The organism is Vibrio sp. J1-1, from assembly GCF_021728395.1.
In the GTDB taxonomy this organism is placed as follows: domain Bacteria; phylum Pseudomonadota; class Gammaproteobacteria; order Enterobacterales; family Vibrionaceae; genus Vibrio.
Genome location: NZ_JAKKCM010000013.1, coordinates 1 through 23238 on the forward strand (window position 1 = coordinate 1; position 23238 = coordinate 23238).

The window sequence follows — 23238 nt, forward strand, 5'->3', positions numbered from 1 at the left end:
ATTTGCTTGGCGACCATAGCGTTTTGGACCCACCTGACTTCCATGCCGAACTCAGAAGTGAAACGAAATAGCGCCGATGGTAGTGTGGGGTTTCCCCATGTGAGAGTAGGACATCGCCAGGCTTTAAATATCGTTACCTGTGTAAACATGTAACAACATCATCAGTGTACTAATCTGAAGATGACAATTTGTGGAGAGATGGCTGAGTGGTTGAAAGCACCGGTCTTGAAAACCGGCATACGTTAATAGCGTATCTAGGGTTCAAATCCCTATCTCTCCGCCACTTTTAAAGAGAAACCGCTGTTCTTACAGCGGTTTTTTCGTTTCTGGCTTATATGAAAAATAGGGGGTGGCCATATTTATGTCTTAGCCCTCATAAACCATTCGATTTCGCACGTTCTCTGCGAGCCATAGCAGCCAAAGTTATACCAATCTGGAAAACTAACTGGCCAGGTCTATCCATCTTCTCGAACACATCTTGGTGACTCTGATGGAACATGCCAAAAAACTATTCCAAGCCCTACATACTTTGGAAACAATGTCTTCGTAATCCACAAAAGACTGATTGGCGAGATGGTGTTGTCTCAACCAACTCCATACTTTTGTTCTATAGGGTTTAGCTCTGGAGAATAGGGTGAGAGTTTGATGATAATGATGTTCTGAAAGTCATTGGCAATATCTTCTGTGTGCCATGCTGCGCCATCCATAATAATGACGGCATGACGTCCTTTTCAGTGACCGCGATATTTGCTTTAAATGCTCGATCATGATGTCTTTATTGACCCACGGGACTACGATTGCCTCACCAATGCTTTTTTGAGGACAGACAGAACCAAATAGATACGGCATAGTAGAATTGTTGTTGCTTCACGGCTCTGGGACGTGTTCCTCTTTCTGCCCATAACCGTGTTGTTGTGTTTTGTTGCCCAAATCGCGCTTCATCCTGAAACCAGATATCAACATGCTCTAATACCAATCGTAGTAAATAACTGGTCATTCTAGCTTGTTAAAATACTCGATAACGGCGTTACAATTTTTGATTGTAGAGTAACTACTTATCGAAAAATTGTGCCTTGTTCTCAAGCATTTTGCCTACGCGATTTCTGATCTCTTATTTACTGTGATTGGTAAGAGTCTACATGACCCGGGCTCTTAAGGATCGTTTCGAATTTGAATTTTTTAAAATCTTCCTATATGACTTGAGATTGTTGTGGGTGTTTTGAAAGGGAAGTTATCCACGAGAAACCCATATGGTCGAGTAGGTAATAGATAGAATTAGGATGATAATGCTTGCCAAATTCTTTCACGATATAGGCATGGATATCGGCACCGGTAAGTCGTCCACCTTGAGAAAGATGAGCTTTATCTTTGATGTATTGGCTCAACTGCTCTCTTTGTTAAGAAGTTAATAATGGTGGTCTTCCCGTTCTTGGCTTTTCCTTCAGCCCTTCTAGTCCTTCTTCAAGAAAAGTTCGAACCCACTTATTAACACTGGTTCGGCTTACCTTAAGAAACTTGGCGATTTGGGTGCGAGAGTGTCCATCTTTGAAATGAGCAAGAGCCAGCAGTCTCATTTTCATCTGAATAGATTTCTGTTGGCTTGCGAGCTTTTTAAAGTCGATATTATTGAGGCTATCCATAGCGAATAAGTTCTGTTGTTGAATAGCCTCAATTAGGTCATATTTTTCTTAGATTGGTATAAGTTCGATGCTAAGAGCTTTTTTCTAATAGTAGCTCTGTGGCAGTAACACGGCAATTGATGCCTTGCTCCTGCAGACGGCGGCACTGAGACTGCGCTTGGGCTCTGTTCCGGTAGGCGCCCAGCTGTAACCTGAGGTGGACGCCGCCTTCTCGGGTCACCCTAGAATAATAGGCCTGCGGCAATATATTGGCGTGCGAGCGGTAGAGTAGGTGCCAGTAGGCCTTCATGACTGACTCTGAGCTAAACTCGCCCAATGAAACCACAAACGCCGGCCGGAAACGCAGGGCGGCAAGGCTGAAATCATTACCGCGTAATACATCGCCGTCGCCCCCTATCGTTATCTCGATGGCCTCCAGCGGGTGCAGCTTCTTATCCTTGATGTACTGCTTATCAATATCCACTCGGAATTTACCCGGCAACACATTCATAAAGAGGTAGAAGCCATCATATTCGCTCTCCCCCCTCTGCACCACTTTGCCCTGCTCGTCCAGCAGGACAAGGGGGACATAGGCTGCCGGCTTTTCACCGCCATGACCATCCTCTAGGTAGACCATGCCTTCGATTTCACCAGTGGTGACCACAGGTATATCCAGGGTCTCCACCAACCCCGGTCTGGGCGTAATCGAGATTCCGGGGCGACTGGGCATCCAGTAGGGGTCCTCCAGACTTCCTATCTCTAGTTCAATATCCGTGGTGCGATAAGCGGGCAGGCCACGCAAAAAAGCAATCCCCTTGTCATTAGTAGAAGCTCTGCGGTATACCTGGGTGCCTTTTACCTTGGCACCCACCACTGGTGGCTCATCTTGGTCGTAGCGGCCGTTTAGGTTCAAGTCCTGAAATACGCGCACACTGATGGCACCGTTTTGCGCCAAGCGGCGGCGGTCTATATAAAGGTCACTTTCCTGAGGATCCCAGCCCAGGCTAAGTAGGGTGTTCAGGCCCAGGAACCATTCGCCGCGATCATCGTAGGAGAGGGTAGAGCTCAGATAAAACGTATCGGCTTTCCAGTTCAACCTCATATCCGCTTTATACCTTTCGGTTTGGGGCCAGTAGTTAATGCCAAATTCGCTGTTTAGAGACGAGCTGAGGGCGTGGCTGAACTCAGTATCCAGCTGTGTAATCTCGGCCTCGGGCGATAAGCTGTAATCAACCCCCAACTCCCAAATAAAGCTGGAAAAACGCTTGCGCAGCAAAGCGCTGCCGATTTGCCAGTCCTCTGCTTCACCCACCTCAGGCTCGGTTCTTTGATAAGTAAAGCTGTTGCTCAGGTAATAGGACGGCCGGTAGAGGCTGAGACGGTTTTGTAGCGAAAAGCTCGGTTGGTCGATATCGCCATAGCGGCGGCTAAACCCCTGCTCATAGTTGAGCGCAGTCTGCCGGCCCTGGAAAAGCGAGCCTGCCAGCGTCACATTGTCATTAAACTGACCATCATCAGCATTATGAGAGAAATTCAGTGCATGTTTGCCCAAAAAGGTTTTACCCCCTAGCTGGTAGGCACCGTTATGGTCGACTCCGGCCTGCATCAGCAGGCGGTCAAACAGGGAAAAACTAGCGTCTAAAGAGTAAGCTGCGTTATGTCTTTCCATCTTGGCAAAGGTTGCATCTAACAACAATTTGTCGCTAAGGCTTTTGCTATACTTGCCGGTCAGATGCCAGTCAGCAGTATTGGCGGCGGGCTCGTTGAGAAACAGGCTGCCGGGCTGAGTCAGGGAGAGATCGAAATAGTGTTGCTTTTGCACTGTGCGGCTGTCTACCAGCACCTGCTTGGTCTTTTCCCGGATCTGGCCTTGCGGGCCGTAAAAGACCAGTCTAAGGGTGTTGTTGCCGTAGAGCAGATCGATATCGTTAAACACATAGCGACCATCTGGCCCGGCGGTCAGCGCACTTATCAGTACATCATTACGGTAAAGCTCCACATCCCAGCCGGGCTGAATATCTCCCTGCAAATCCAAAGTGTCTAACTCGGTATTGCCCGTCAGTGGCCTGTTGCTAAAGCTCATTCCCCGTTCCTGGCCGCTGGCACCGGCTACTGGTACAACATCGCCAAAGCGGTATTGGGTGGCGTTTACGGGACCCAATAGACTACCCTCTGGGGAGGTTTTTGCCAATGTCAGGCGTGCAGTGTCTAGTTCATTGTTCGAGCTACCACCAAGGTAATATTGACTGGTGAAATAGCCCAGGTCATGGCGACCCAAGACGGAATAGCCGAGGTTGACCTCTTCGCTTGAATAGGTGGCGTTGGTGCTGATATCCAACAGGGGCGCGGACAACAGTTTGTGATCGCTTTTGCGCAGTGGTAAAGCCGGCTTGGCGCTGGTTGTTTTTGTCCTGCTTTTTTGTCTCTGTTTGCGCGTCAGAGCTGCCTGGATCGGCAGGGGTTGCTCTGGTTTCAACATCAACGTCATAGCGCCGAAATCAAATGTCATTTTGAGATTAAACCAGCGGCCGAGATCGTCGGCATGAATATAGAGGTCGTCCGGCAGGATCTGAAAATGTGAGGCCGGCAGATGGTAGGCAACCCCGTTTGCTTCGGCTTTAGCCTGGCTGTCGGCGGCAGCTTGCTCGTTATCCTTTCCGGACAGGTTCAGGCTAAAGCTCTGTCCCTCATTGATATACCAGCCAGATGCCGCTGATGTTTCGCTGTCCAGCTCAATGGCGAAATCCAAAAGATCGACAAACTGGCCAAAGGCGATAAGGGCGCTATCTTTATGCTTGATGGCAAACAGATCGCCGATCACCAGATCGTCGATGCGCACCTCCAGTATCAGCTCTTCACCATCGGCGATGCCCCGGCCGTCATCTGTCGTTGGAGCGTCGGCAGGCATCAGACCAAAATCTGGTTCCTGATATTTGCGGTTGATCGTTCGGATCAACTCAAACAGTTCTGACTGGGCAACTGCGGGCGTGCAGACAGGGCAAAGCAAGCCCAGCAGCAGCCACTTACACGGATGGTTCAGGGACATAAAGTTAAGGTGCTAATTGGTAGTCGCTGATGGTCAGTTGTTGCTCAGTCAGAGCTCGGCCTTCGAACTCGTCGTCTCCCTCATAAATCAGACGCAGCATGCCGTCCTGCGAAATGGGATCGTGAAAGGGCAGACTAATCACGCGTTGTTTGTTTTCATGGAAAACCGCCACGTTGTTAAGGGTAGCCACCTGGCGCTCTTCGCCGCCGTCATGCGGGCGCCAGAAGGCTTTCAGACTACCGAAGGTGCTGTGCAGTCCAGAGCGGTTAATGGCAAAGGTTAGCCCATCTGGCTTAGCATCACCGGTTTCCCGGTAGAGCGCCACCGGGCCAAACTCCGCATTGGCGTCAAGGCCGCCGGCACGTATGATCACCGGAATGGAAAAGCTCAGCCGTAGGTTTAACTGAATACCCACGCCCTCGGTTTGACTGCGATCCTTGCTACCGGGCAGAGCGGCAAGCAGCAGGTGGGAGCGATACTCCCCGGGTGCAAGATCCTTAGGGCGGCGCACCGCGATGCGAACCTGCTGGCGTTCGCCTGGGCCGAGCGTTACCTGTCTGGGGCTAAATCTGAGCATGCTGCTGGCAATATTAAAGCTGTCTAACTCTTCCTCGTTCAGCTCCTGGTAGCGGCCGTCGGGTAATTGCCTTTGCTGCTGAAACTCCAGTCGGTAGGTCTTGGTCTCGCTGCTGGTATTCATCAAAAAGACCTTGGTGCTACGATCTCTCTCGGCAAAGGTCACTCGGGTCGGCGAGATCAAAAGGCTGGCGCTGGCGTTGCTGGCAAGTAAAACAGGCAGCAGAAAGGTAGCGAGCAGTGACAGGGTTTTTCTGCTTATTATCAACAGCATGGAATTCCTAAACTTTATTAATGGGTGATATGTAGAGTTATGTGGGGGTTAATGTATTTGGCGTCCAGGTAGTTGCCTGTGCCTGAGGTAGCCAGGGTGGCGCCAATCCATACCCGGGCCTCGCCTTTAGCATTGGTTCTTACCCAGGGTTTGACGTTTAACTGCTTAATGGTAAAGCGGCTGCCGGCATTGCCGCCGTGGCTCAGGCTGTTAGCGGCGTCGGGCAGGCTGGTAGAGATATGTAGGTAGCTACCTGCCTGGAAACCAGAGAGCAGAAACTCGGCCGGGTGACCTTGCTCAATAACCACGATATTGGAGTCATACTTTCGTGAGCCGTCCGGGTTAATCTGGTAGTTATAGATATTGTCGTTGTTGCGCAATGCGATAACCCCGAAATCAAGCGGCTTAACCTGAGTGATCTCCCCAGCCCAGGCTCCCCCGGCGAGCAGACATATTGCCAGCGCCGATAACAAGCGGTTACACATGACTTCTCCATAAACTTTTGTACTGGACAATTTAACAGAGGCAAGCCGGTAAGCCGGCCCGCCTCTTTGCTTTAGTAATTGATACTCCGGCATATGTGTTGCTGTAAAAGTTATGGGAGTATCTTGCGACCCGTGTTGCTAGTAGCTGATGGTCACAGCGTATTCGCCTTTGTATTCAGCATCCAGATAAGGTTCGGTTCCAGCTGTGTTCTTCGTTGTTGTGGTATTTAGCGTCGCACCCACTCTTAACAATAGGATACCAGTGCCGTCGGTCTTTGCCTTGCCCTTGTTACTTGCCAAGGTAACGGGTTTTTCATTTGCAACAACATCAAAATCGGTTAGCGTAAAAAACAGCGATTCCGGTGCCGCATTGTCCATTTTCAACTCAACGTCTTTAGTTTGAGTCAAATCGATATTCAGGTCGGTATATCTGGCTGCGTTGCTCACCGTAAAGGTACCTGGCGATACATTGGTTTTATCAATTGGGGTAATGCTGCCTGCTTTCTTGCCCTCTGCAGCGGTAACGGACGCCGCAGTTACTTCACCGGAGGCCGGGTCCAACTTCAGTGTGGCCATAGTTGTATCATTACCAGCTACGGCGGCTATGGTGCCGAAGTTAAGCGAAGCCGTCTCAACGATATCTAGGGTATTTCTGACCTCGACCGATGCTGTCCCCTTGCCGTTAAACTCAGGTGCTACGCCCTCTGCGTAGGCAGAGCTGGCAAATACTGCCAGTGCTGCATAAGCCAGTTTTTTGTTATTTTTCAATGTTAACTCCTTTAGTTTCCAAGATAAGTGGGCGGCTAAGTGCCACCGTTAGATTATTCAATAAAGAGAACTTACTAAACCAATAGACGTGGGCGTATCGTTTAAGCACGGCCAGTAAAAGCAGGGGACAGGGCTAACCAATCGGCTATCCTTTCACCTCACTGTCAGCACATACTTACGCCAGTTGATTTACTTTATATAAGCGATATTCTGCTCATCGGACAAAGGCTTGCCGGTCAGCGGCCTCACCATACAGTCGAGTCCGTCGGTCTTAAGTTGCCGACACAATGCTTGTGCTGTCACCTTATCTTTAACAGGGCCCGCAAGTAGACGATAAAGCCTCTCCTTTTTTGGCCCGATATAAACAGGTGTTAGATAAAAACGTTTGTCTGACAGAAGTTCAGGCGACTTCTTCACCAGTTTCCTTTTATTTGACTCGATATATTGAAGCCATCTATAGGTGCCAACTTGTAATGCATATTGTTGGGTTTGAGGCTGAGCGTTTTTCTCTTTATTAGCTGAAGCCTTGATTGCTTTATCGCCTACATCGACCACTGCTATCAACTTATGATCTTTTACTTCTGGGAGGATCTTATTTGGCGCTGGCTTAGGAGAAGAGGAAGCCATTTTATCCAGTTGGCCAATCAGATTTTTAAAATCCGACTCCAACGCGGCCAATCGGTTAATGCCTGGACGGTATTGCTCCCACTCCGTATTTTGTTGGTCAAGACGATCTCTCAACTCTTCGACTTGTGCTTGAATAGCCCGGTACTCAGATGTGTTTGTGGGTTTACTAGTTGCGCAGGAAGCCAGTAATAGACAACAGCCAACAATTAACAACTTTGATATCGCTGTGCTTGTATATGGCGTTTGAACTGTATTCGACCGACAGCCTTGTCTTGTAAGCTTATTATTGTATGCCTCATTTATTCGCACGCTTTATACCTAGAAGACAACTTATTGATATTTATAATTGCAGGGGAGTTTAATTAAGAAGGTAAAACTAATCAATAGCTTAGAGTAGGATTACGCGATGGGGTTAAAATAAACAGTTAATCAAGAGCTTCTCTCTGAGCTTGCCATCCCAAGCAACTTATGGCTGTTTCCCTACAACGCTATCTTCTATTAGGAAAGCGTAATATTTACTCTTCGATGGGTAGAGAACAACAGTACATTAAATGGCTAGTTGGAATAGCACGTGCAGTGCCTTTACTGGGACAGACTGAACCAAACAAATAGATACACTCAAATTGCTGTTGCTTAACTGCTCTTGGAAGTGTTCCTTTTTCAGCCCATAAACGGGTTGTTTTGAACGGGAAGTTATCCATGAAAGCCCATATGGTCGAGCAGGTAGTAGATCAAGTCAGGATGGTAGTGCTTGCCAAATTCTTTAACGATATAAGTATGGATGTCAGTACCGGTCAGTCGACCGCCTTGCGTATCATTGGCTTTATCTTTGATGGCTTTGGAAGAGCTGAGTATTCATTTTTAAGAGCTCGTTATCGAGTACTTATGTATGTCGAGGCTATCCACGCCTGAGAGGCTAATGTGAAATGTATCTATCTGGCAGATAAAGAAAAGCCGCGACCTAAAAAGGTAGCGGCTTGTTCTATAACAATTTTTAATTACGGTCTTAGTTCATGCCGTATTTTTTAAGTTTCTTGCGAAGAGTACCGCGGTTGATACCCATCATAGTTGCTGCGCGAGTTTGGTTACCGCGAGTGTACTGCATGATGGTATCTAGTAATGGCTGTTCAACTTCAGCTAGAACTAATTCGTATAGCTCTGTTACTTCCTGGCCGTTTAGTTGAGCAAGGTAGTTTTTAAGAGATGCTTTAACAGAGTCACGTAAAGGCTTTTGAGTAATCTGGTCTTGTGACGTTACTGTAGTTACTGTTAATGCTTCTGAAGTCAGATTTTGTTCGAACATATTCGGTCTAGCTCTTCTCTTAATTATGATGCAACGTTATCAAAATAACCTTCTAACGCCTCTATTTGCAGCGGAGCTGCATCGATAGCGTTGAAGGTACGGCGAAACTCACTCGCTTGTTCATGCTCTTTTAGATACCAACCAACGTGCTTACGCGCGATACGTGGTCCTAAGTACTCTCCGTAAAACTCATGCAGAGCATTCACATGACCAAGCATAATGGTTTTCACTTCCTCTGCTGGAAGCTCATCCATCGTGGTGCCGTTTTCCAAATAGTGATGGATTTCCTGGAAAATCCAAGGACGACCTTGGGCAGGGCGTCCAATCATTAAAGCGTCAGCACCGGTGTACTCCAGTACAAATTTGGCTTTCTCCGGGCTATCGATATCACCGTTCGCGATAACCGGAATTGAAATCGCCGCTTTTACTGCTTTAATGCTGTCGTATTCGGCCTCACCTTTGTACATACACGCTTTTGTTCTACCATGCAGAGCAAGTGCCTGTATGCCGCAGTCTTCGGCTAATTTAGCGATTTGGAGACAGTTTTTGTTTTCTGTATCCCAGCCAGTTCGGGTCTTTAACGTTACAGGAACGTCAACGGCATTCACTACCGCTTTCAAAATCTCTTCGATAATGTTTGGGTATTGAAGCAGTGCAGAGCCCGCTAGCTTCTTATTCACTTTCTTTGCCGGGCAGCCCATGTTGATATCGATGATTTGCGCACCGTTCTCAACACTAAACTGAGCAGCGTCGGCCATCAGCTGTGGATCGGAACCGGCAATTTGTACAGAGCGAATGCCCGATTCGCCTTCATGTACCATGCGCTGTTTCGACTTCGACGTTTTCCATAGCTTTGGGTTGGCAGACATCATTTCACTGACGGCCATTCCCGCACCATAACGAAGACACAACTCGCGAAACGGTCTATCCGTTACACCAGCCATAGGGGCTACGATTAGATTGTTCTTAAGTTGATAGTTTCCGATCTTCAAAACGTCATCACAGTTCTGTCCCAGCAAGGGCGCGCATTTTACGCATTTTTTCACTGCGTGAAAAGACTAATATTTGAGCATTTACAAATTGTTTTTGTAAATTGTATGAATTTCAAACAATTAGCCGTTAAATCCTTGTCTAGCCTTGCTTACGACCAGAGATGCGACACCACTCTTTTTGCTCAATGATAGGATCTATGTGAAGCTCATCACGGTAGTAGTTCGCGACATCTTCCGCTTGGGTATCTAAAACACCAGACATGGCAAGTTCGCCATTTGGCTTTACCAGGCCTTTAATGATAGGAGCAAGTTCACGCAAAGGACCTGCAAGAATATTGGCAACGACCACGTCAGCGATCAGGCCTTCAGGTTGATTTTGCGGTAGGTAAACTTCAAGTTGATCGGCAACACCGTTACGCTCTGCGTTGTCGCGAGAGGCTAGTAGGGCTTGAGGATCAATGTCGATCCCGATGACCTTTTCTGCGCCTAGTTTGATCGCGGCGATCGCCAGAATGCCAGAGCCACAGCCGAAGTCGATAACTGTCTTACCCGTCAGGTCCAGACCTTCTAGCCATTCCAGACAAAGCGCTGTCGTTGGGTGAGTACCCGTACCGAATGCGAGGCCAGGATCAAGCATAACGTTTACTGCGTCTGGCTCAGGAACGTCACGCCAGCTAGGACAAATCCATAGGCGTTCACCAAATTTCATTGGGTGGAAGTTTTCCATCCACTCACGTTCCCAGTCTTTGTCTTCCAGCTGTTCTACTTTATAAGCAAAATTGTCTGCAAGCATGTTACTTGCTTTGATTTGGTCGATGATGAAGTTGGTATCGGCTTCTGCATCGTACAGTGCCAGAATGTCAGTATCGCCCCATAAGCGAGTTTCGCCAGGAAGAGGTTCGAATACAGGCGTATCTTGCGCGTCTAGGAAAGTTACAGACAGCGCACCAGTCTCTTCCATTAGCATGTCGCCGATTTGCTCAGCGTTTTCATTGGTCGCGTTGAGTTTGATTTGAATCCAAGGCATTGGTTTTTGCTCTTACAGTAAATGAAGTGGCGCAGAGTTTACCAGAACTCTGCGATTTGTTTGAGTACAGATAGTATACAAAACAAAAATGCCCACAGATGTGGGCATTTTTCAGGAGTTCAACTAAGGCTTATTGCAGGCCTAGTTTCTTCTCTAGGTAATGAATGTTGGCACCACCGTGCTGGAAGTTCTCATCATTCATAATTGAAACTTGCAGTGGCACGTTAGTTTTGATGCCTTCGATGATCATCTCACCAAGTGCATTCTTCATACGTGCAATCGCCACGTCACGGTTCTCACCGTAAGTGATCAGTTTACCAATCATTGAATCATAATGAGGTGGTACTGAGTAACCAGTGTAGATGTGTGATTCCCAACGTACGCCCATGCCGCCCGGAGAGTGGAAGCGCTCAATCTTACCTGGTGATGGCAGGAAGCGCTCTGGGTCTTCTGCGTTGATACGACACTCAATTGCATGGCCACGGATCTTAATGTCATCCTGAGTGAATGACAGAGGCTGGCCTGCAGCGACACGTAGCTGCTCTTTGATTAGGTCGATACCCGTTACCATTTCTGTTACTGGGTGCTCTACCTGAATACGAGTGTTCATCTCGATGAAGTAGAACTCACCATTTTCGTACAGGAATTCAAACGTACCTGCACCACGGTAACCAATCTCTAAACATGCACGAGTACAACGTTCACCGATGTACTTACGCATTTCTTCAGTGATACCTGGTGCTGGTGCTTCTTCCACAACTTTCTGGTGACGACGCTGCATTGAACAGTCACGCTCACCTAGGTGGATTGCGCCACCTTGGCCGTCAGCAATAACTTGAACTTCAACGTGACGAGGGTTTTCTAGGAATTTCTCCATGTAAACCATGTCGTTGTTAAACGCTGCTTTCGCTTCTGCACGTGTCATAGCAATAGCTTGTACTAGTTCTTTTTCAGAACGCACAACGCGCATACCACGACCACCGCCGCCGCCTGACGCTTTAATGATTACTGGGTAACCAATGCGTTTAGCAAACGCTTTGTTTTTCTCTTCATCATTGTCCAGTGGGCCGTCAGAACCTGGTACACAAGGAACGCCAGCTTTCTTCATTGCGTTGATCGCTGACACTTTGTCACCCATCAAGCGGATAGTTTCTGCTTTTGGACCAACGAAAATGAAGCCGCTGCGCTCAACTTGCTCTGCGAAGTCTGCGTTTTCTGACAAGAAGCCGTAACCTGGGTGGATAGCTACTGCACCCGTTACTTCTGCCGCAGAAATGATGCGTGGAATGTTTAGGTAGCTGTCGATACCACGAGCAGGACCGATACATACGGTTTCATCTGCAAGCAGTACGTGCTTAAGATCGCGGTCAGCTGTTGAGTGAACAGCTACGGTCTTAATACCTAACTCTTTACAAGCGCGAAGAATACGAAGTGCGATTTCACCTCGGTTCGCGATGACTACTTTGTCTAGCATAAGGCAAGCCTCGCTTATTCGATTACAACTAGAGGTTGGTCGAATTCAACTGGTTGGCCGTCTTCAACAAGGATTGCTGTAACAACGCCAGATTTGTCCGCTTCGATTTGGTTCATCATCTTCATTGCTTCAACGATACATAGAGTATCGCCAGCGTTAACTTTTTGGCCTACTTCTATGAATGATTTCGCGTCAGGGCTTGGAGAGCGGTAGAAAGTACCAACCATTGGAGAAAGAACTTGGTGACCCGCAGGTACTGCTGCCGCTGGAGCTTCAGCCGCTGGTGCTTCTGCTACTGGTGCTGCTGCTGGCGCAGGTGCCGCTACTGGAGCTGCTGCGTAGTGAACAGGTGCTGGAGCAGCTGCCGCGCCGTGACGACTGATGCGTACTGACTCTTCACCTTCTGAAATTTCTAGCTCAGCAATGCCAGACTCTTCAACTAACTCGATTAGCTTTTTGATTTTACGAATATCCATCTTTTCTTTCTCTTTTATCTTGTGATTAAGACAACCCCGTAGGATTGCAGAGTGTAAGGGTTACTTTGTCTGAAGTTTGTTAATAACGGCAGACAGAGCAAATTCATAACCTTGTGCGCCTAGACCGCAAATCACCCCTTCTGCCTTATCAGACAGGTATGAGTGATGACGAAACGGCTCACGTGCATGCACGTTTGATAGGTGCACCTCGATAAATGGGATGGCGACGCCAAGTAATGCATCTCGCAGTGCTACACTGGTATGAGTGAAAGCAGCTGGATTGATGATGATGAAATCAATCTTGCCATGTGCGGCATGAATGGCTTCAATCAGTTCGTACTCACGATTTGATTGTAGGTGTTCTAATTCCACCCCTGCATTGTGAGCTTGCTCTGTTAGCGTGTTCACAATCTGTGCTAAGGTGTTGTTACCATAGTGTGTCGGTTCACGCAGACCTAACAGGTTAAGGTTTGGTCCGTTTAGAACAAGAATCCGTGACTTTGCAGACATTATGTTGCCATCTTCCTTTATCGTGAGTGGAACGTTTGTTTTCCCAAATATACGATAATTCAACACGATTTTTTTGTTAAAACCGAGCAAAATTTAAAAAATCGACCAAGATTATAGCTAATTCACAGCAATTAGCAGCAATTTACTGGTCTAATCTCCCAATACCTCATCCTCTTTCTGCAACCAAGTTAACAAAAATAACCTAATGACCACATCAAGAGCGTGGCTAACCTACGTTCCAAAGCAAAAAAACCGCCATCAAAGTGGCGGTTTTCTGTTATGTGTTTAGAAATGGCGAGTTAGCTTACGCCAGCTCAGCTTTTTCTGCGATGAGTTTGTCTACTACGCTAGGGTCTGCAAGTGTTGATGTGTCACCCAGGTTGCTCGTATCGCCGGTTGCAATCTTACGCAGAATTCGACGCATGATCTTACCAGAGCGAGTCTTAGGTAGGGAATCCGTCCAGTGCAGTACATCTGGTGTTGCAATTGGACCGATCTCTTTGCGCACCCAGTCTTTCACTTCTTTATGCAGTTCCGCTGAAGGGAATTCACCGTCATTTAGCGTGATGTAAGCATAGATAGCCTGACCTTTGATGTCGTGCGGGATACCTACAATTGCCGCTTCTGCAATCTTATGATGCGCGACTAGAGCAGATTCAATCTCTGCGGTACCCATGCGGTGTCCAGAAACGTTCAATACGTCATCCACACGGCCTGTGATCCAGTAGTAACCGTCTTCGTCACGACGAGCGCCATCGCTGGTGAAGTACATGCCTTTGAAGGTTGAGAAGTAGGTTTGTTCGAAGCGTTCGTGGTCACCGTAAACCGTACGCATTTGACCAGGCCACGAATCAAGAATTACAAGGTTGCCTTCAGTCGCACCTTCAAGAATGTTACCCATGTTATCAACAAGCGCAGGTTGTACGCCGAAGAATGGACGGGTCGCTGAACCTGGTTTTAGATCCGTTGCGCCTGGTAGTGGGGCGATTAAGATGCCGCCTGTTTCAGTTTGCCACCAAGTATCGACAATCGGAGAGTTCTCATTACCGATGGTCTTGTAGTACCACTCCCATGCTTCAGGGTTGATTGGCTCACCTACCGAACCCATGATGCGAAGGCTTGAACGAGACGTGCCTTCAACCGCTTCATTACCTTTTGCCATTAGTGCACGAATCGCAGTTGGCGCAGTGTAAAGGATGTTCACTTGATGTTTATCAACCACTTCGCTCATACGGCTTGTGCTTGGGTAGTTTGGCACGCCTTCAAACAAGATGGTTTTAGCGCCGTTCGCTAGTGGACCGTAGATAAGGTACGTGTGACCAGTAATCCAACCCACGTCAGCAGTACACCAGAAGGTTTCGCCTGGCTGGTAGTCGAAGACGTATTTAAATGTCATTGCGGCATAAACAAGGTAGCCACCAGTGGTATGCAGTACGCCTTTAGGTTTACCCGTAGAGCCTGAGGTGTAAAGGATGAAAAGTGGATCTTCGGCTTTCATCTCTTCTGGTGGGCAAACGTCAGAAACACTTGCGGTTGCTTCATGCCACCAAACATCACGGTGATCATGCCATTCAACATCGCCACCAGTACGTTTAAGAACCAACACTTTGCTGATGGTTTTCACGTCTGGGTTAGTCAGTGCTTCATCAACATTCTTTTTAAGTGGAACAGCACGTCCGCCACGAACACCTTCGTCAGCGGTGATGACAACTTTAGCGTCTGAGTCAATGATACGGCCAGAAAGTGCTTCTGGTGAGAAACCGCCGAATACCACAGTGTGGACTGCGCCGATGCGGGTACATGCCAGCATTGCGATTGCAGCTTCAGGTACCATTGGCATGTAGAGACAAACTACGTCGCCTTTGCGCACACCTTGTTCTTTTAGTGCGTTAGAGAATTTACATACTTCTTTATGCAGTTCGTTAAAGGTAAGTGTTTTATCGTCAGCTGGGTCATCGCCTTCCCAAATGATTGCTACGTCGTCACCGTGCTCTGCCAAATGGCGGTCAATACAGTTTGCTGAGACATTAAGTGTGCCGTCTTCAAACCAGCGGATGTCGACATGACCGGTATCGAAAGAGGTGCTTTTTACTTTGGTGAAAGGTTTAATCCAATCAACGATTTTGCCGTGCTCGTCCCAGAAGCCCTCTGGATCGGTTACCGACTGCTGATACATGGCTAGGTAGGTTTCATTATCCGCGTGTGTATGAGTTTTAATGTTTTCTTTTACCGGATAAACGTGGGCTTCGCTCATGGCTTCTCTCCTTGTGCCTTTATTTTTCGGCCTTACACCAATCTACATAAGACTTTGAATTTTTACTTTGTAGGGCTGTTGCTGTTACTCGTTCATTAATACTCTGATTTTCTGACAACAGAATGAATCGAACGGGTATTTGTTTTAAACAGTCAGCCGTTGCAAGAACGACCTTGTGCTTATAACTGTCAGTCACAGCGCGTATTTCCACAATTAGACTTTAGGATGATAGAGAGGGAACTACCGAAAAAGGTTTGAAATAAAAGTAATTATGGGAGCCAGGTCAACAGGAATTATTTGTATGGCACGTTTAGACTAGGTAAATCGCCTTTGGTTAAACGAACAAAGACCAGTGCGGCGGAGATGGCATCTTGCAATGCGTCATGCTTGTCTTGCATGGGCAGTTCAAGGTGCTTGCAAATAGCCTCCAGACTTAAGTCGAAATAGGCATTAGGTAAATGTCGTTCCAATTTGTCGTGGTAAATCTGGCTCACTTCAATCAAAGGGTTGGGCAGAGGGAAGCCCAGTTGTTTTTGACAGGCGAGATCCAATATTTTTTTGTCATAGCGAATGTGGTAGCCGACTAACGGACGATTGCCGATAAAGTCGATTAGCTTTAGTAATGCATCCTTTTCGCTGATGCCGTCCACTAAATCCTGGTGGCGAATTTTATGGATTTTCACCGAGCCAGAATCAAGCGACTGTGGTGCACGTAGGTGCACTTCAAATGGCTGGCTGGTGATAATACGATTATCAATGATCTTAGTGGCTGCGATGGTAACAAGTTCCGCTCGGTTGGGATCTAAGCTGGTGGTTTCACAGTCGAGAGAAACCAGCTCTGTTTTATTTGGCGCACAAAAGAGCGACTGATAAGGCGAGCCTTTTAGCTTATAGTGCCAATATTTTCGTTGTAGCCAATTCATCCACGATACCTCTTATACAACTTGCCGGACTTAATCACGTATCTGATAGTGGAAACCTAAAAACTGCTGAAACTTTTTCACGACATGCAGGCTATGTCGCAGTAAGTCTCGCTCGGTTCTGTCGAGTTGTTTGATGTCGATATTATTCAGCGCTTCTTGTTGATTCAATTGCTGATTGAGACGAAGCTTTAAGAACAATTTAAGTGCTTCGTTTAAGTTGTCGGCCGTTTCAGGCTCTAAAATTCGCTTGTTCCTCAAGGCTTCTATGCGGGCAAAGGTATTTTTTTCTTCAATGGCATATTCAAGAGACAGCGTTCGGATGCCGTGCACAATAGGGAAAATACCGCCTCGTTTGATATCTAAGCCATCTTTGGCACTTTTGACGTTGCCAAATAGCGTTAGTGGCACAGAAAATTGCAGCGCTGGCCGGGTAAAGTCAGACAAGATCAGCATGCGGTCTTTCATCTTGTCCCTGAGGTGATTAGCGACGGGAGTGAGTAATTCTCGATTGCCCGCTACGGCTTGAGCATCACTGAAGATGGCTAAATCCATGATTTGTTCTGGCTGCGCCTTTGAAATCCAATTATCAAGGGTTCGAATCCACTCTGATTGAGAGTTGACCCACTTAGGGTTGTTGACCATCACTTTTCCAGGGCAAAGCGGGTAACCCAGTTGCTGCAGGGTGTGGGTGAATGATTGCATCACCTGAACGCATTGTGACCACTCCAAACCGTCTTTAATGATCAACGCATTATCCTGATCGGTTTTGAGAATTTGTTCTCCTCGTCCTTCCGAGCCTAAAACAATGAGACAGCAGTGGTCGTGGAGCGCGGGTGGGACAACCAACTCGAAAGCCTTCTCTATGATTTGCTCGTTGACGGCTGAAATGAGCTCCATGATGAAGCGGGTGCGAATGCCGTTTCTCACAAGGCTTTCTACCAACTGACGTTGTCGGTTGGATGCAAGGGCAAGCTCTTCCACGCTGCTGGCTCTGGCGATACTCAGCGTGAGTACGTGCGAGTGGGTAGAGAAAGCACTGAGGATTTGCGTCATATCCAGCATGCCTATGGCTTGATTGCCATCGCATACCATTAGGCGTTTCATCCGGTTACGCGTCATAGTAATCATGGCGTTAAACAGGAAGTCGCCTTCATCGACATGATAAACCGGGAAGGTGGCTATTTCGCCAACAGGTGTATCGACGGCGCGATCATCTAACATCACCGAGTGAAGCATATTGGTACGAGTGACAATGGCGTACGGGTGCGCAGATGGCCATTTTTCAAGGCGCGCATCGTCTGCGTTCAGCTTCACTAACGCAGCATCTATGCCGTTTTCTTTTAAGGTTCTTGTCACCTTATTGATAGGCGTCTCGGGGGACAGGATCATCGGTGGGTGGTAAATGCCCTTATCGACTTTGGTCAGAATAAACTCAGCCAGATTTTGCTGTTGCTGTGCCGCTTCTATCAGCGCCTGTCGTTTTGACAGGTTGTTATCGAAGTACGCCGCGAATTGTCCATTCTCGTTATAGAGTTCGAGAAACACCTCTTTTGGTAGCAAATAGGACAGAGTGTCTTCAAGTGCGACATACTGATGCCGAACGCTTTCTTCAAATAGAGAGCGTACGTCGAACATATCGTCGTTAGCATAGTGGGCGAATACTTCGCTCTGGTCTTTGGAGCGCTCTTCCACTGCACCTTTGATCAAAATATGCAAATGAGGATTCGATTGCCCACAAGATAAAATCACATCTCGAGTTCGATAATATGCAACGTCAAGTGATGAACGCAGCCGCGCTTGTTGTTTGCTGGTCAGGCGGTCGAATGGTGGAGATTGCATATTGAATTTATCAGGCATAAGGAACCCAAAAATTGAAAGGAACACATTCTAAGTCTGACAAATTTCTTTCTATAAGCCAGACGACTTTGGTCTAAATCCAGAGCGTTGAAACCCAAGCTTTTTTGATTTTTAAAAGTTTGTATCCCATCGAGGAAACGGTAAGTTGCCGATTCTTCCCTTTTTCTGCTGCGTTTAGCGATCCATAATCCACGCTCATAAACGTTGGTGTTCCCATTTTAGGAAAATAATAATGCTAAAACCTTCTCCGTATGGCTGGATATCTCAGTACTTTGTCGGATTCTTTTTTGCTTATGGTGTCTATCTGCCATTTTGGTCATTGTGGTTTAAAGAGCAGGGTGTCTCTTCGACAGACATTGGTTTACTTGTTGGTTTAGGCTTGGCGACTCGTTGTGTCGCGAACCTAGTGATTACCCCTCGGATTCATAAAGTTGAGCGTTTGATGCCAACTTTGCGCTGGTTAAGTTTGGCAGCTCTTATCTTTGTGGGATTCCATTTTTTTACGGGCGGCAATTTTTGGTTAATGGCGTTAGCAACCGTCCTGTTTAACTTATGTTGTGGGCCTGTGGTGCCACTGTCAGATGCGATGGCTAACTACTACGCTCGTTTGAATATGCTGGACTACGGCCGCACGCGTTTATGGGGCTCGGTTGCGTTTATCGGCGGTTCTACTGTGGTCGGTTACTTAGTGGCAGGGTTTGGTTCGGATATGATTCTCTACACAGCGATGGCTGGTGTATTGCTTTCTCTGTTGTTTGCGATGCGGAATACTAATCCTATGCCCGTCACTCTGAGCGCTCAGCATGCTGAGCGCCCTAAATTGTCGGCACTATTAACAGAAAAGTCCGTCCTGAAATTTTTAGTGCTTGTGTCTCTGATTCAGGGCAGCCATGCGGCCTATTACGGCTTTAGTGCTATTCACTGGAAAGCAGCAGGCCACTCTGAAGATGTGATTGGCTACCTTTGGAGTTTAGGAGTGGCGGCGGAGGTGGCCGTGTTTGCACTAAGTAAGCGAATATTCGCTGGTCAGTCTTTGCGTACCCTGTTTGTTATTGCTGCTTGCGGCGTGATGATGCGTTGGGGGATCACGGCAGGCACCACATCAATTTTTGCTTTAGTTGTTGTTCAGTTGCTGCATGGCGTGACGTTCGCGGCAGCGCACATTGCTGCAATTCAATACATTCAGAATTCAGAAGAGAATAAAATGGTCGCATTGCAGGCGCTGTACAATGCTATTCCATTGGGGGCATTTATTGCGCTTATGACTGTGCTTAGCGGCTGGGCTTATGAGCATTGGGGCTCACTTGTGTTTTGGGGGATGGCTGCAATGGGCTTATTTGCGCTGTTCATTAAGCTGGATCCACAAGAGCCTGCAACGCATGTTGTTGACTTGTCGGAAAAAGCACTTGAAACACAGAATTAGACTTCTGTGACAAAGGTTAAAAACTAAGCTTTGTCTCTGTTGTGAAAGCAGTGTTAAATGAAACCTCTCCCTCACGGAGAGGTTTTTGTTTTTTTGTCAGCAAGGTCAGAAAGGATATCGGATGCAAGGATGGCTGGTGGTTCCCGTTTCTTTGGCGTATTTGGGAGCCCTATTTATAATCGCGTGGTACGGAGACAATCAGAGAAGGTGGCTAGCTAGGTGGCGACCTTGGATCTACAGTTTGTCCATTGCTGTGTATTGTACCTCTTGGACTTTCTACGGTACTGTGGGCCAAGCGAGCAGCAATCCTTGGTCTTTTCTGCCTATCTACATTGCTCCAATTCTGGTCTTTACCCTTGGTTGGCGGGTACTAGCCCGACTTATCCTGATCGCCAAACGCGAACACATTACTTCGATTGCTGACTTTATTGGTGCACGTTACGGGAAATCGCAAGGGCTGGCGGTTGCGGTGACGCTGATTGCTGTTGCTGGGATCCTGCCTTATATCGCTTTGCAGCTACGTGGCATCACCATGGGGCTGGAAATCATTGCACCTGAGTTAGCGTCTGACTTTGGTTATCAGAACGACAGTGTCTCTTGGTTTGTGGTGATGGCACTGGCCATTTTTACCATATTGTTTGGTACGCGCCATATCGATAATACCGAACACCACCGCGGCATGATGATGGCGATCGCGTTTGAATCGATCATTAAACTGATGGCGTTTTTAGTCGTTGGCGTGTTTATTGTCTGGTTGGCGATGAGTACCGAAAGCTTTAGTCTGATAGACGTAGCTACGGAAACCTATCAGCCGCCAAATATTCCGACCTTGCTGATTCATACCGTGCTCACCATGCTGGCGATCGTCTGTTTACCGCGTCAGTTTCATACCATGGTGGTGGAAAACGAGCGCGCTCAGGATCTGCATGTCGCCCGTTGGTTGTTCCCACTGTATCTGATTTTAATGGGTATTTTTGTCTTGCCGATCGCATGGGTAGGGCAAGGACTGCTGAGTGATGCGTCGCCCGATACCTATGTTATCAGCGTGCCGATGGCGGTTGGGGCGAGCGAGATTGCATTGCTGGCATTCCTTGGCGGCACTTCTGCTGCAAGTGGTATGGTGATTGTCTCGACTATCGCGTTAGCCATCATGGTATCGAATGATCTGGCGATGCCACTGCTTTTACGTCGCATGCGTCTTTCGCAACGTAATCATCAGCACTTTTCTCAGTTGCTGCTGCGCATTCGTCGTGCCCTTATCCTGATTCTTTTGATTGGTGCATGGGGCTTTTACCAAGCACTTGATAGTATCCACTCACTCTCTGCGATTGGCTTTCTGTCATTTGCTGCCATTACCCAATTTGCGCCAGCACTGATTGGCGGGATGTACTGGCGTCAGGGAAACAAGAAGGGCGTTTATGTCGGTCTTGCGGTTGGTTTTACTATTTGGCTGATCACCCTAATGAGTCAAACCGACATGCTAGCGGGTAACGCCAGCAGTAACTTTTTGATTTGGCTTATTACGCCCCCAGAGATGTTAACCCAATTTGATATTGCAATCTCTGACTGGGGAATGATTCTCAGTGTCGCGGCCAATACAGCCTGTTTTGTCGTGGTTTCTTTGATCACTCGTCCAAGCCTAAGTGAGCGCTTACAATCGGCTTCTTTTGTTGGTACACCGTTGCCAGAAAGCGAAAATATGAGCCTTTATCAGAGCCGCGTGACCGTGGCTGAACTGGAAATGCTCGCTTCTCGTTTTGTTGGACGATCACGCGTCAAGGTCGCGTTTCAGGCCTATTGGAGCCAGCAACGTGAAGAGCTGATGCCGAATCAGCAAGCACCGTCTTCACTGATACGACACACAGAACGTGTGCTCGCGGGTGTTTTCGGGGCATCTTCTGCTAAGTTAGTACTTACTTCTGCTTTGCAAGGCAGAAATATGCAGCTCGAAGAAGTAGCGACCATCGTTGATGAAGCTTCTGAACTGTACGATTTCAGCCGAGGATTGCTGCAAGGGGCAATTGAGCACATCGGGCAAGGTATCGCTGTGGTTGATAAACAATTGCGGCTGGTAGCATGGAACCAACGTTATCTCGAATTATTTGAATTTCCTCCAGGGTTAATTCAGGTGGGTCGTCCGATCGCGGATGTGATTCGACACAATGCGGAACAAGGGCTATGTGGCCCGGGTGATCCAGATGACCATGTCCGTCGCCGGGTTTACCATCTTGAGCAAGGGACGCGACATACCTCTTCTCGTGTCCGCCCTGACGGACGAGTGATTGAAGTGCAGGGGAATCCGATGCCGGGTGGTGGCTTTGTGATGAGTTTTACTGACATCACCGTCTTCCGCGATGCCGAACAGGCACTAAAAGAGGCGAACGAGACGCTCGAGGAGCGTGTGAGACTTCGTACCCGAGAGCTTGAGAAGCTCAACAAACAGCTGGTGGCGGCGACACAACGTTCAGATTTAGAGTCTAAGTCGAAATCACGCTTTTTAGCGGCGGTTAGCCACGATTTGATGCAGCCTCTTAATGCTGCACGGCTATTTGCGTCTTCACTCTCCGAAGTAGCCAAAGACGATGAGACCAAAAAGCTTTCTGCTCATATTGAAAGTGCTTTGGGTGCAGCAGAAGATTTAATTGGCGACTTGCTGGATATTTCTCGTCTGGAATCGGGCAAGCTTGAAGTTCATATATGTGGTTTTGCAGTTAATGATGTGCTGGCAAATTTAAATGCTGAGTTCAGTGCGTTGGCGAAACAACAGGGTATTGAGTTCACGATGATCCCCTCCTCACTGACGGTCAATTCAGATCCCAAACTTCTGCGCAGAGTCGTGCAAAACTTTCTGACGAATGCGTTCCGCTACAGCCCAAAAGGGAAAGTCGCGTTGGGCGTACGTCGGGTTAAGGGACGCGTTCGTATTGATGTCTGGGATAATGGGATGGGCATCGAAGAAGAGAAACAACAGGAGATCTTTGAAGAGTTTAACCGAGGCTCTCAAGTTCGCTCAGATCAGGGCTTAGGTTTGGGGCTGGCGATCTCGAAAGGGATAGCGCAAGTGCTGGGGCATGAAATTTCGATGCGCTCCTGGCATGGCAAAGGCAGTGTCTTCTCTATCACGCTCGACAGAGCCGAAAGCGTGCAGGTCCTGAGCACAGTGCAGATGCCAAACAGTGCTCAGTCTGAGCTATGTCACCTGAAAATTCTTTGTGTCGACAATGAACCAGATATTTTAGTGGGAATGGATAACCTGTTGTCGCGTTGGGGCTGTGATACGCGACTGGCCGCCGATTTAGTAGAAAGCCTAAAAGCGCTGGATGATGGCTGGGTACCTGATGTGATTTTTTCTGATTACCGGCTAGATAACGGACGCACAGGGTTAGAAGTGTTGCAACAGTGTCGTCTTCGCTTGGGTAATCGCTTTGAAGGGGTCATTATCAGTGCGGACCGAACTGACGATATGCTCGATGGCATCAAAGCGAATGGATTTAGTTTTATCGCCAAGCCTGTTAAACCATTGAAGCTGCGTTCGGTATTAAATCGGGTCGCGTAGTTTGGTTAGATGAAGACCTCCAGTTGGAGGTCTTTATGCTTGAGGCTG

19 protein-coding genes, 1 tRNA gene, 1 rRNA gene and 2 pseudogenes are annotated in these 23238 nt (G+C 47.7%); 5 read left to right on the forward strand and 18 right to left on the reverse strand.

Annotation, left to right across the window (positions count from 1 at the left end):
• The first annotated feature begins 5 nt into the window (after positions 1–5).
• Together rrf and L3V31_RS17920 are read left to right on the forward strand one after the other, a co-directional pair.
• Positions 6–122 (forward strand): 5S ribosomal RNA (gene rrf, locus L3V31_RS17915).
• A gap of 70 nt (positions 123–192) precedes the next feature.
• Positions 193–283, forward strand: a tRNA-Ser gene (locus L3V31_RS17920).
• 158 nt (positions 284–441) lie between these two features.
• Here L3V31_RS17920 and L3V31_RS17925 read toward each other — a convergent pair.
• The 9 genes and pseudogenes from L3V31_RS17925 to L3V31_RS17965 form a co-directional block, all read right to left on the reverse strand.
• A pseudogene (locus L3V31_RS17925) lies at positions 442–970 on the reverse strand (IS630 family transposase); the annotation flags it as partial.
• A 220-nt stretch (positions 971–1190) separates the two neighbouring features.
• Positions 1191–1385 carry a winged helix-turn-helix domain-containing protein gene (locus L3V31_RS22040; protein WP_267136026.1) on the reverse strand — a complete coding sequence of 65 codons (195 nt, stop codon included), beginning with the start codon at positions 1383–1385 and terminating at the stop codon, positions 1191–1193.
• Between the two features lie 12 nt (positions 1386–1397).
• Complete coding sequence (locus L3V31_RS17935; RefSeq protein ID WP_346014864.1) at positions 1398–1640, reverse strand: helix-turn-helix domain-containing protein; 243 nt, start codon at positions 1638–1640, stop codon at positions 1398–1400.
• A gap of 70 nt (positions 1641–1710) precedes the next feature.
• Complete coding sequence (locus L3V31_RS17940) at positions 1711–4665, reverse strand: SPOR domain-containing protein (protein WP_237317998.1); 2955 nt, start codon at positions 4663–4665, stop codon at positions 1711–1713.
• Between the two features lie 4 nt (positions 4666–4669).
• Complete coding sequence (locus L3V31_RS17945; protein ID WP_237318000.1) at positions 4670–5515, reverse strand: fimbria/pilus periplasmic chaperone; 846 nt, start codon at positions 5513–5515, stop codon at positions 4670–4672.
• A 17-nt stretch (positions 5516–5532) separates the two neighbouring features.
• Positions 5533–6000, reverse strand: coding sequence for a DUF4402 domain-containing protein (locus tag L3V31_RS17950; protein WP_237318002.1), 468 nt, complete (start codon positions 5998–6000; stop codon positions 5533–5535).
• A 138-nt stretch (positions 6001–6138) separates the two neighbouring features.
• On the reverse strand, positions 6139–6768 hold the full coding sequence (locus tag L3V31_RS17955; RefSeq protein WP_237318004.1) for a hypothetical protein: 630 nt from the start codon (positions 6766–6768) through the stop codon (positions 6139–6141).
• A 189-nt stretch (positions 6769–6957) separates the two neighbouring features.
• Positions 6958–7509 (reverse strand): SPOR domain-containing protein, encoded by a 552-nt coding sequence (locus L3V31_RS17960; RefSeq protein ID WP_237318005.1) that lies wholly within the window; start codon positions 7507–7509, stop codon positions 6958–6960.
• Between the two features lie 449 nt (positions 7510–7958).
• A pseudogene (locus tag L3V31_RS17965) lies at positions 7959–8075 on the reverse strand (IS630 family transposase); the annotation flags it as partial.
• A gap of 19 nt (positions 8076–8094) precedes the next feature.
• Between L3V31_RS17965 and L3V31_RS17970 the strand changes: the two are divergent.
• Positions 8095–8307 carry a hypothetical protein gene (locus L3V31_RS17970; RefSeq protein ID WP_237318008.1) on the forward strand — a complete coding sequence of 71 codons (213 nt, stop codon included), beginning with the start codon at positions 8095–8097 and terminating at the stop codon, positions 8305–8307.
• A 94-nt stretch (positions 8308–8401) separates the two neighbouring features.
• Here L3V31_RS17970 and fis read toward each other — a convergent pair whose 3' ends face one another.
• The 9 genes from fis to L3V31_RS18015 form a co-directional block, all read right to left on the reverse strand.
• Positions 8402–8698, reverse strand: a complete 297-nt coding sequence (fis, locus tag L3V31_RS17975) for a DNA-binding transcriptional regulator Fis (RefSeq protein WP_000462885.1) — start codon at positions 8696–8698, stop codon at positions 8402–8404.
• A 23-nt stretch (positions 8699–8721) separates the two neighbouring features.
• The gene (gene dusB / locus L3V31_RS17980; RefSeq protein ID WP_237318010.1) at positions 8722–9690 is read right to left on the reverse strand and encodes a tRNA dihydrouridine synthase DusB; all 969 of its coding nucleotides are present in this window, start codon (positions 9688–9690) and stop codon (positions 8722–8724) included.
• Between the two features lie 139 nt (positions 9691–9829).
• A complete protein-coding gene (prmA, locus tag L3V31_RS17985) occupies positions 9830–10717 on the reverse strand; it encodes a 50S ribosomal protein L11 methyltransferase (protein WP_237318012.1) in 888 nt (295 codons plus the stop codon).
• A gap of 130 nt (positions 10718–10847) precedes the next feature.
• A complete protein-coding gene (gene accC / locus L3V31_RS17990; RefSeq protein WP_237318014.1) occupies positions 10848–12191 on the reverse strand; it encodes an acetyl-CoA carboxylase biotin carboxylase subunit in 1344 nt (447 codons plus the stop codon).
• 14 nt (positions 12192–12205) lie between these two features.
• Positions 12206–12667: an acetyl-CoA carboxylase biotin carboxyl carrier protein gene (accB, locus tag L3V31_RS17995; protein WP_237318015.1), complete on the reverse strand. Its 462-nt coding sequence runs from the start codon at positions 12665–12667 to the stop codon at positions 12206–12208.
• A 60-nt stretch (positions 12668–12727) separates the two neighbouring features.
• Positions 12728–13177 carry a type II 3-dehydroquinate dehydratase gene (gene aroQ / locus L3V31_RS18000; protein ID WP_014233259.1) on the reverse strand — a complete coding sequence of 150 codons (450 nt, stop codon included), beginning with the start codon at positions 13175–13177 and terminating at the stop codon, positions 12728–12730.
• A gap of 304 nt (positions 13178–13481) precedes the next feature.
• Positions 13482–15431 (reverse strand): acetate--CoA ligase, encoded by a 1950-nt coding sequence (gene acs / locus L3V31_RS18005; protein WP_237318017.1) that lies wholly within the window; start codon positions 15429–15431, stop codon positions 13482–13484.
• A gap of 293 nt (positions 15432–15724) precedes the next feature.
• A complete protein-coding gene (locus L3V31_RS18010; RefSeq protein ID WP_237318019.1) occupies positions 15725–16354 on the reverse strand; it encodes a 3'-5' exonuclease in 630 nt (209 codons plus the stop codon).
• Between the two features lie 30 nt (positions 16355–16384).
• On the reverse strand, positions 16385–18211 hold the full coding sequence (locus L3V31_RS18015) for a DUF294 nucleotidyltransferase-like domain-containing protein (protein ID WP_237318021.1): 1827 nt from the start codon (positions 18209–18211) through the stop codon (positions 16385–16387).
• Between the two features lie 232 nt (positions 18212–18443).
• Between L3V31_RS18015 and L3V31_RS18020 the strand changes: the two genes are divergently transcribed.
• Together L3V31_RS18020 and L3V31_RS18025 are read left to right on the forward strand one after the other, a co-directional pair.
• Complete coding sequence (locus L3V31_RS18020) at positions 18444–19634, forward strand: 3-phenylpropionate MFS transporter (protein ID WP_237318023.1); 1191 nt, start codon at positions 18444–18446, stop codon at positions 19632–19634.
• Between the two features lie 121 nt (positions 19635–19755).
• Positions 19756–23190, forward strand: a complete 3435-nt coding sequence (locus L3V31_RS18025) for a hybrid sensor histidine kinase/response regulator (protein ID WP_237318025.1) — start codon at positions 19756–19758, stop codon at positions 23188–23190.
• The last annotated feature ends 48 nt before the right edge of the window (positions 23191–23238 follow it).

Coding starts and splice junctions, on each gene's coding strand:
- L3V31_RS17940 (WP_237317998.1), bottom strand. CDS start 4,665: ATGTCCCTGAACCATCCGTGTAAGTGGCTGCTGCTGGGCTTGCTTTGC.
- L3V31_RS18015 (WP_237318021.1), bottom strand. CDS start 18,211: ATGCCTGATAAATTCAATATGCAATCTCCACCATTCGACCGCCTGACC.
- L3V31_RS18020 (WP_237318023.1), top strand. CDS start 18,444: ATGCTAAAACCTTCTCCGTATGGCTGGATATCTCAGTACTTTGTCGGA.
- L3V31_RS17970 (WP_237318008.1), top strand. CDS start 8,095: ATGAAAGCCCATATGGTCGAGCAGGTAGTAGATCAAGTCAGGATGGTA.
- L3V31_RS18025 (WP_237318025.1), top strand. CDS start 19,756: ATGCAAGGATGGCTGGTGGTTCCCGTTTCTTTGGCGTATTTGGGAGCC.
- fis (WP_000462885.1), bottom strand. CDS start 8,698: ATGTTCGAACAAAATCTGACTTCAGAAGCATTAACAGTAACTACAGTA.
- accB (WP_237318015.1), bottom strand. CDS start 12,667: ATGGATATTCGTAAAATCAAAAAGCTAATCGAGTTAGTTGAAGAGTCT.
- acs (WP_237318017.1), bottom strand. CDS start 15,431: ATGAGCGAAGCCCACGTTTATCCGGTAAAAGAAAACATTAAAACTCAT.
- accC (WP_237318014.1), bottom strand. CDS start 12,191: ATGCTAGACAAAGTAGTCATCGCGAACCGAGGTGAAATCGCACTTCGT.
- L3V31_RS17945 (WP_237318000.1), bottom strand. CDS start 5,515: ATGCTGTTGATAATAAGCAGAAAAACCCTGTCACTGCTCGCTACCTTT.
- L3V31_RS18010 (WP_237318019.1), bottom strand. CDS start 16,354: ATGAATTGGCTACAACGAAAATATTGGCACTATAAGCTAAAAGGCTCG.
- aroQ (WP_014233259.1), bottom strand. CDS start 13,177: ATGTCTGCAAAGTCACGGATTCTTGTTCTAAACGGACCAAACCTTAAC.
- L3V31_RS17935 (WP_346014864.1), bottom strand. CDS start 1,640: ATGGATAGCCTCAATAATATCGACTTTAAAAAGCTCGCAAGCCAACAG.
- prmA (WP_237318012.1), bottom strand. CDS start 10,717: ATGCCTTGGATTCAAATCAAACTCAACGCGACCAATGAAAACGCTGAG.
- L3V31_RS17950 (WP_237318002.1), bottom strand. CDS start 6,000: ATGTGTAACCGCTTGTTATCGGCGCTGGCAATATGTCTGCTCGCCGGG.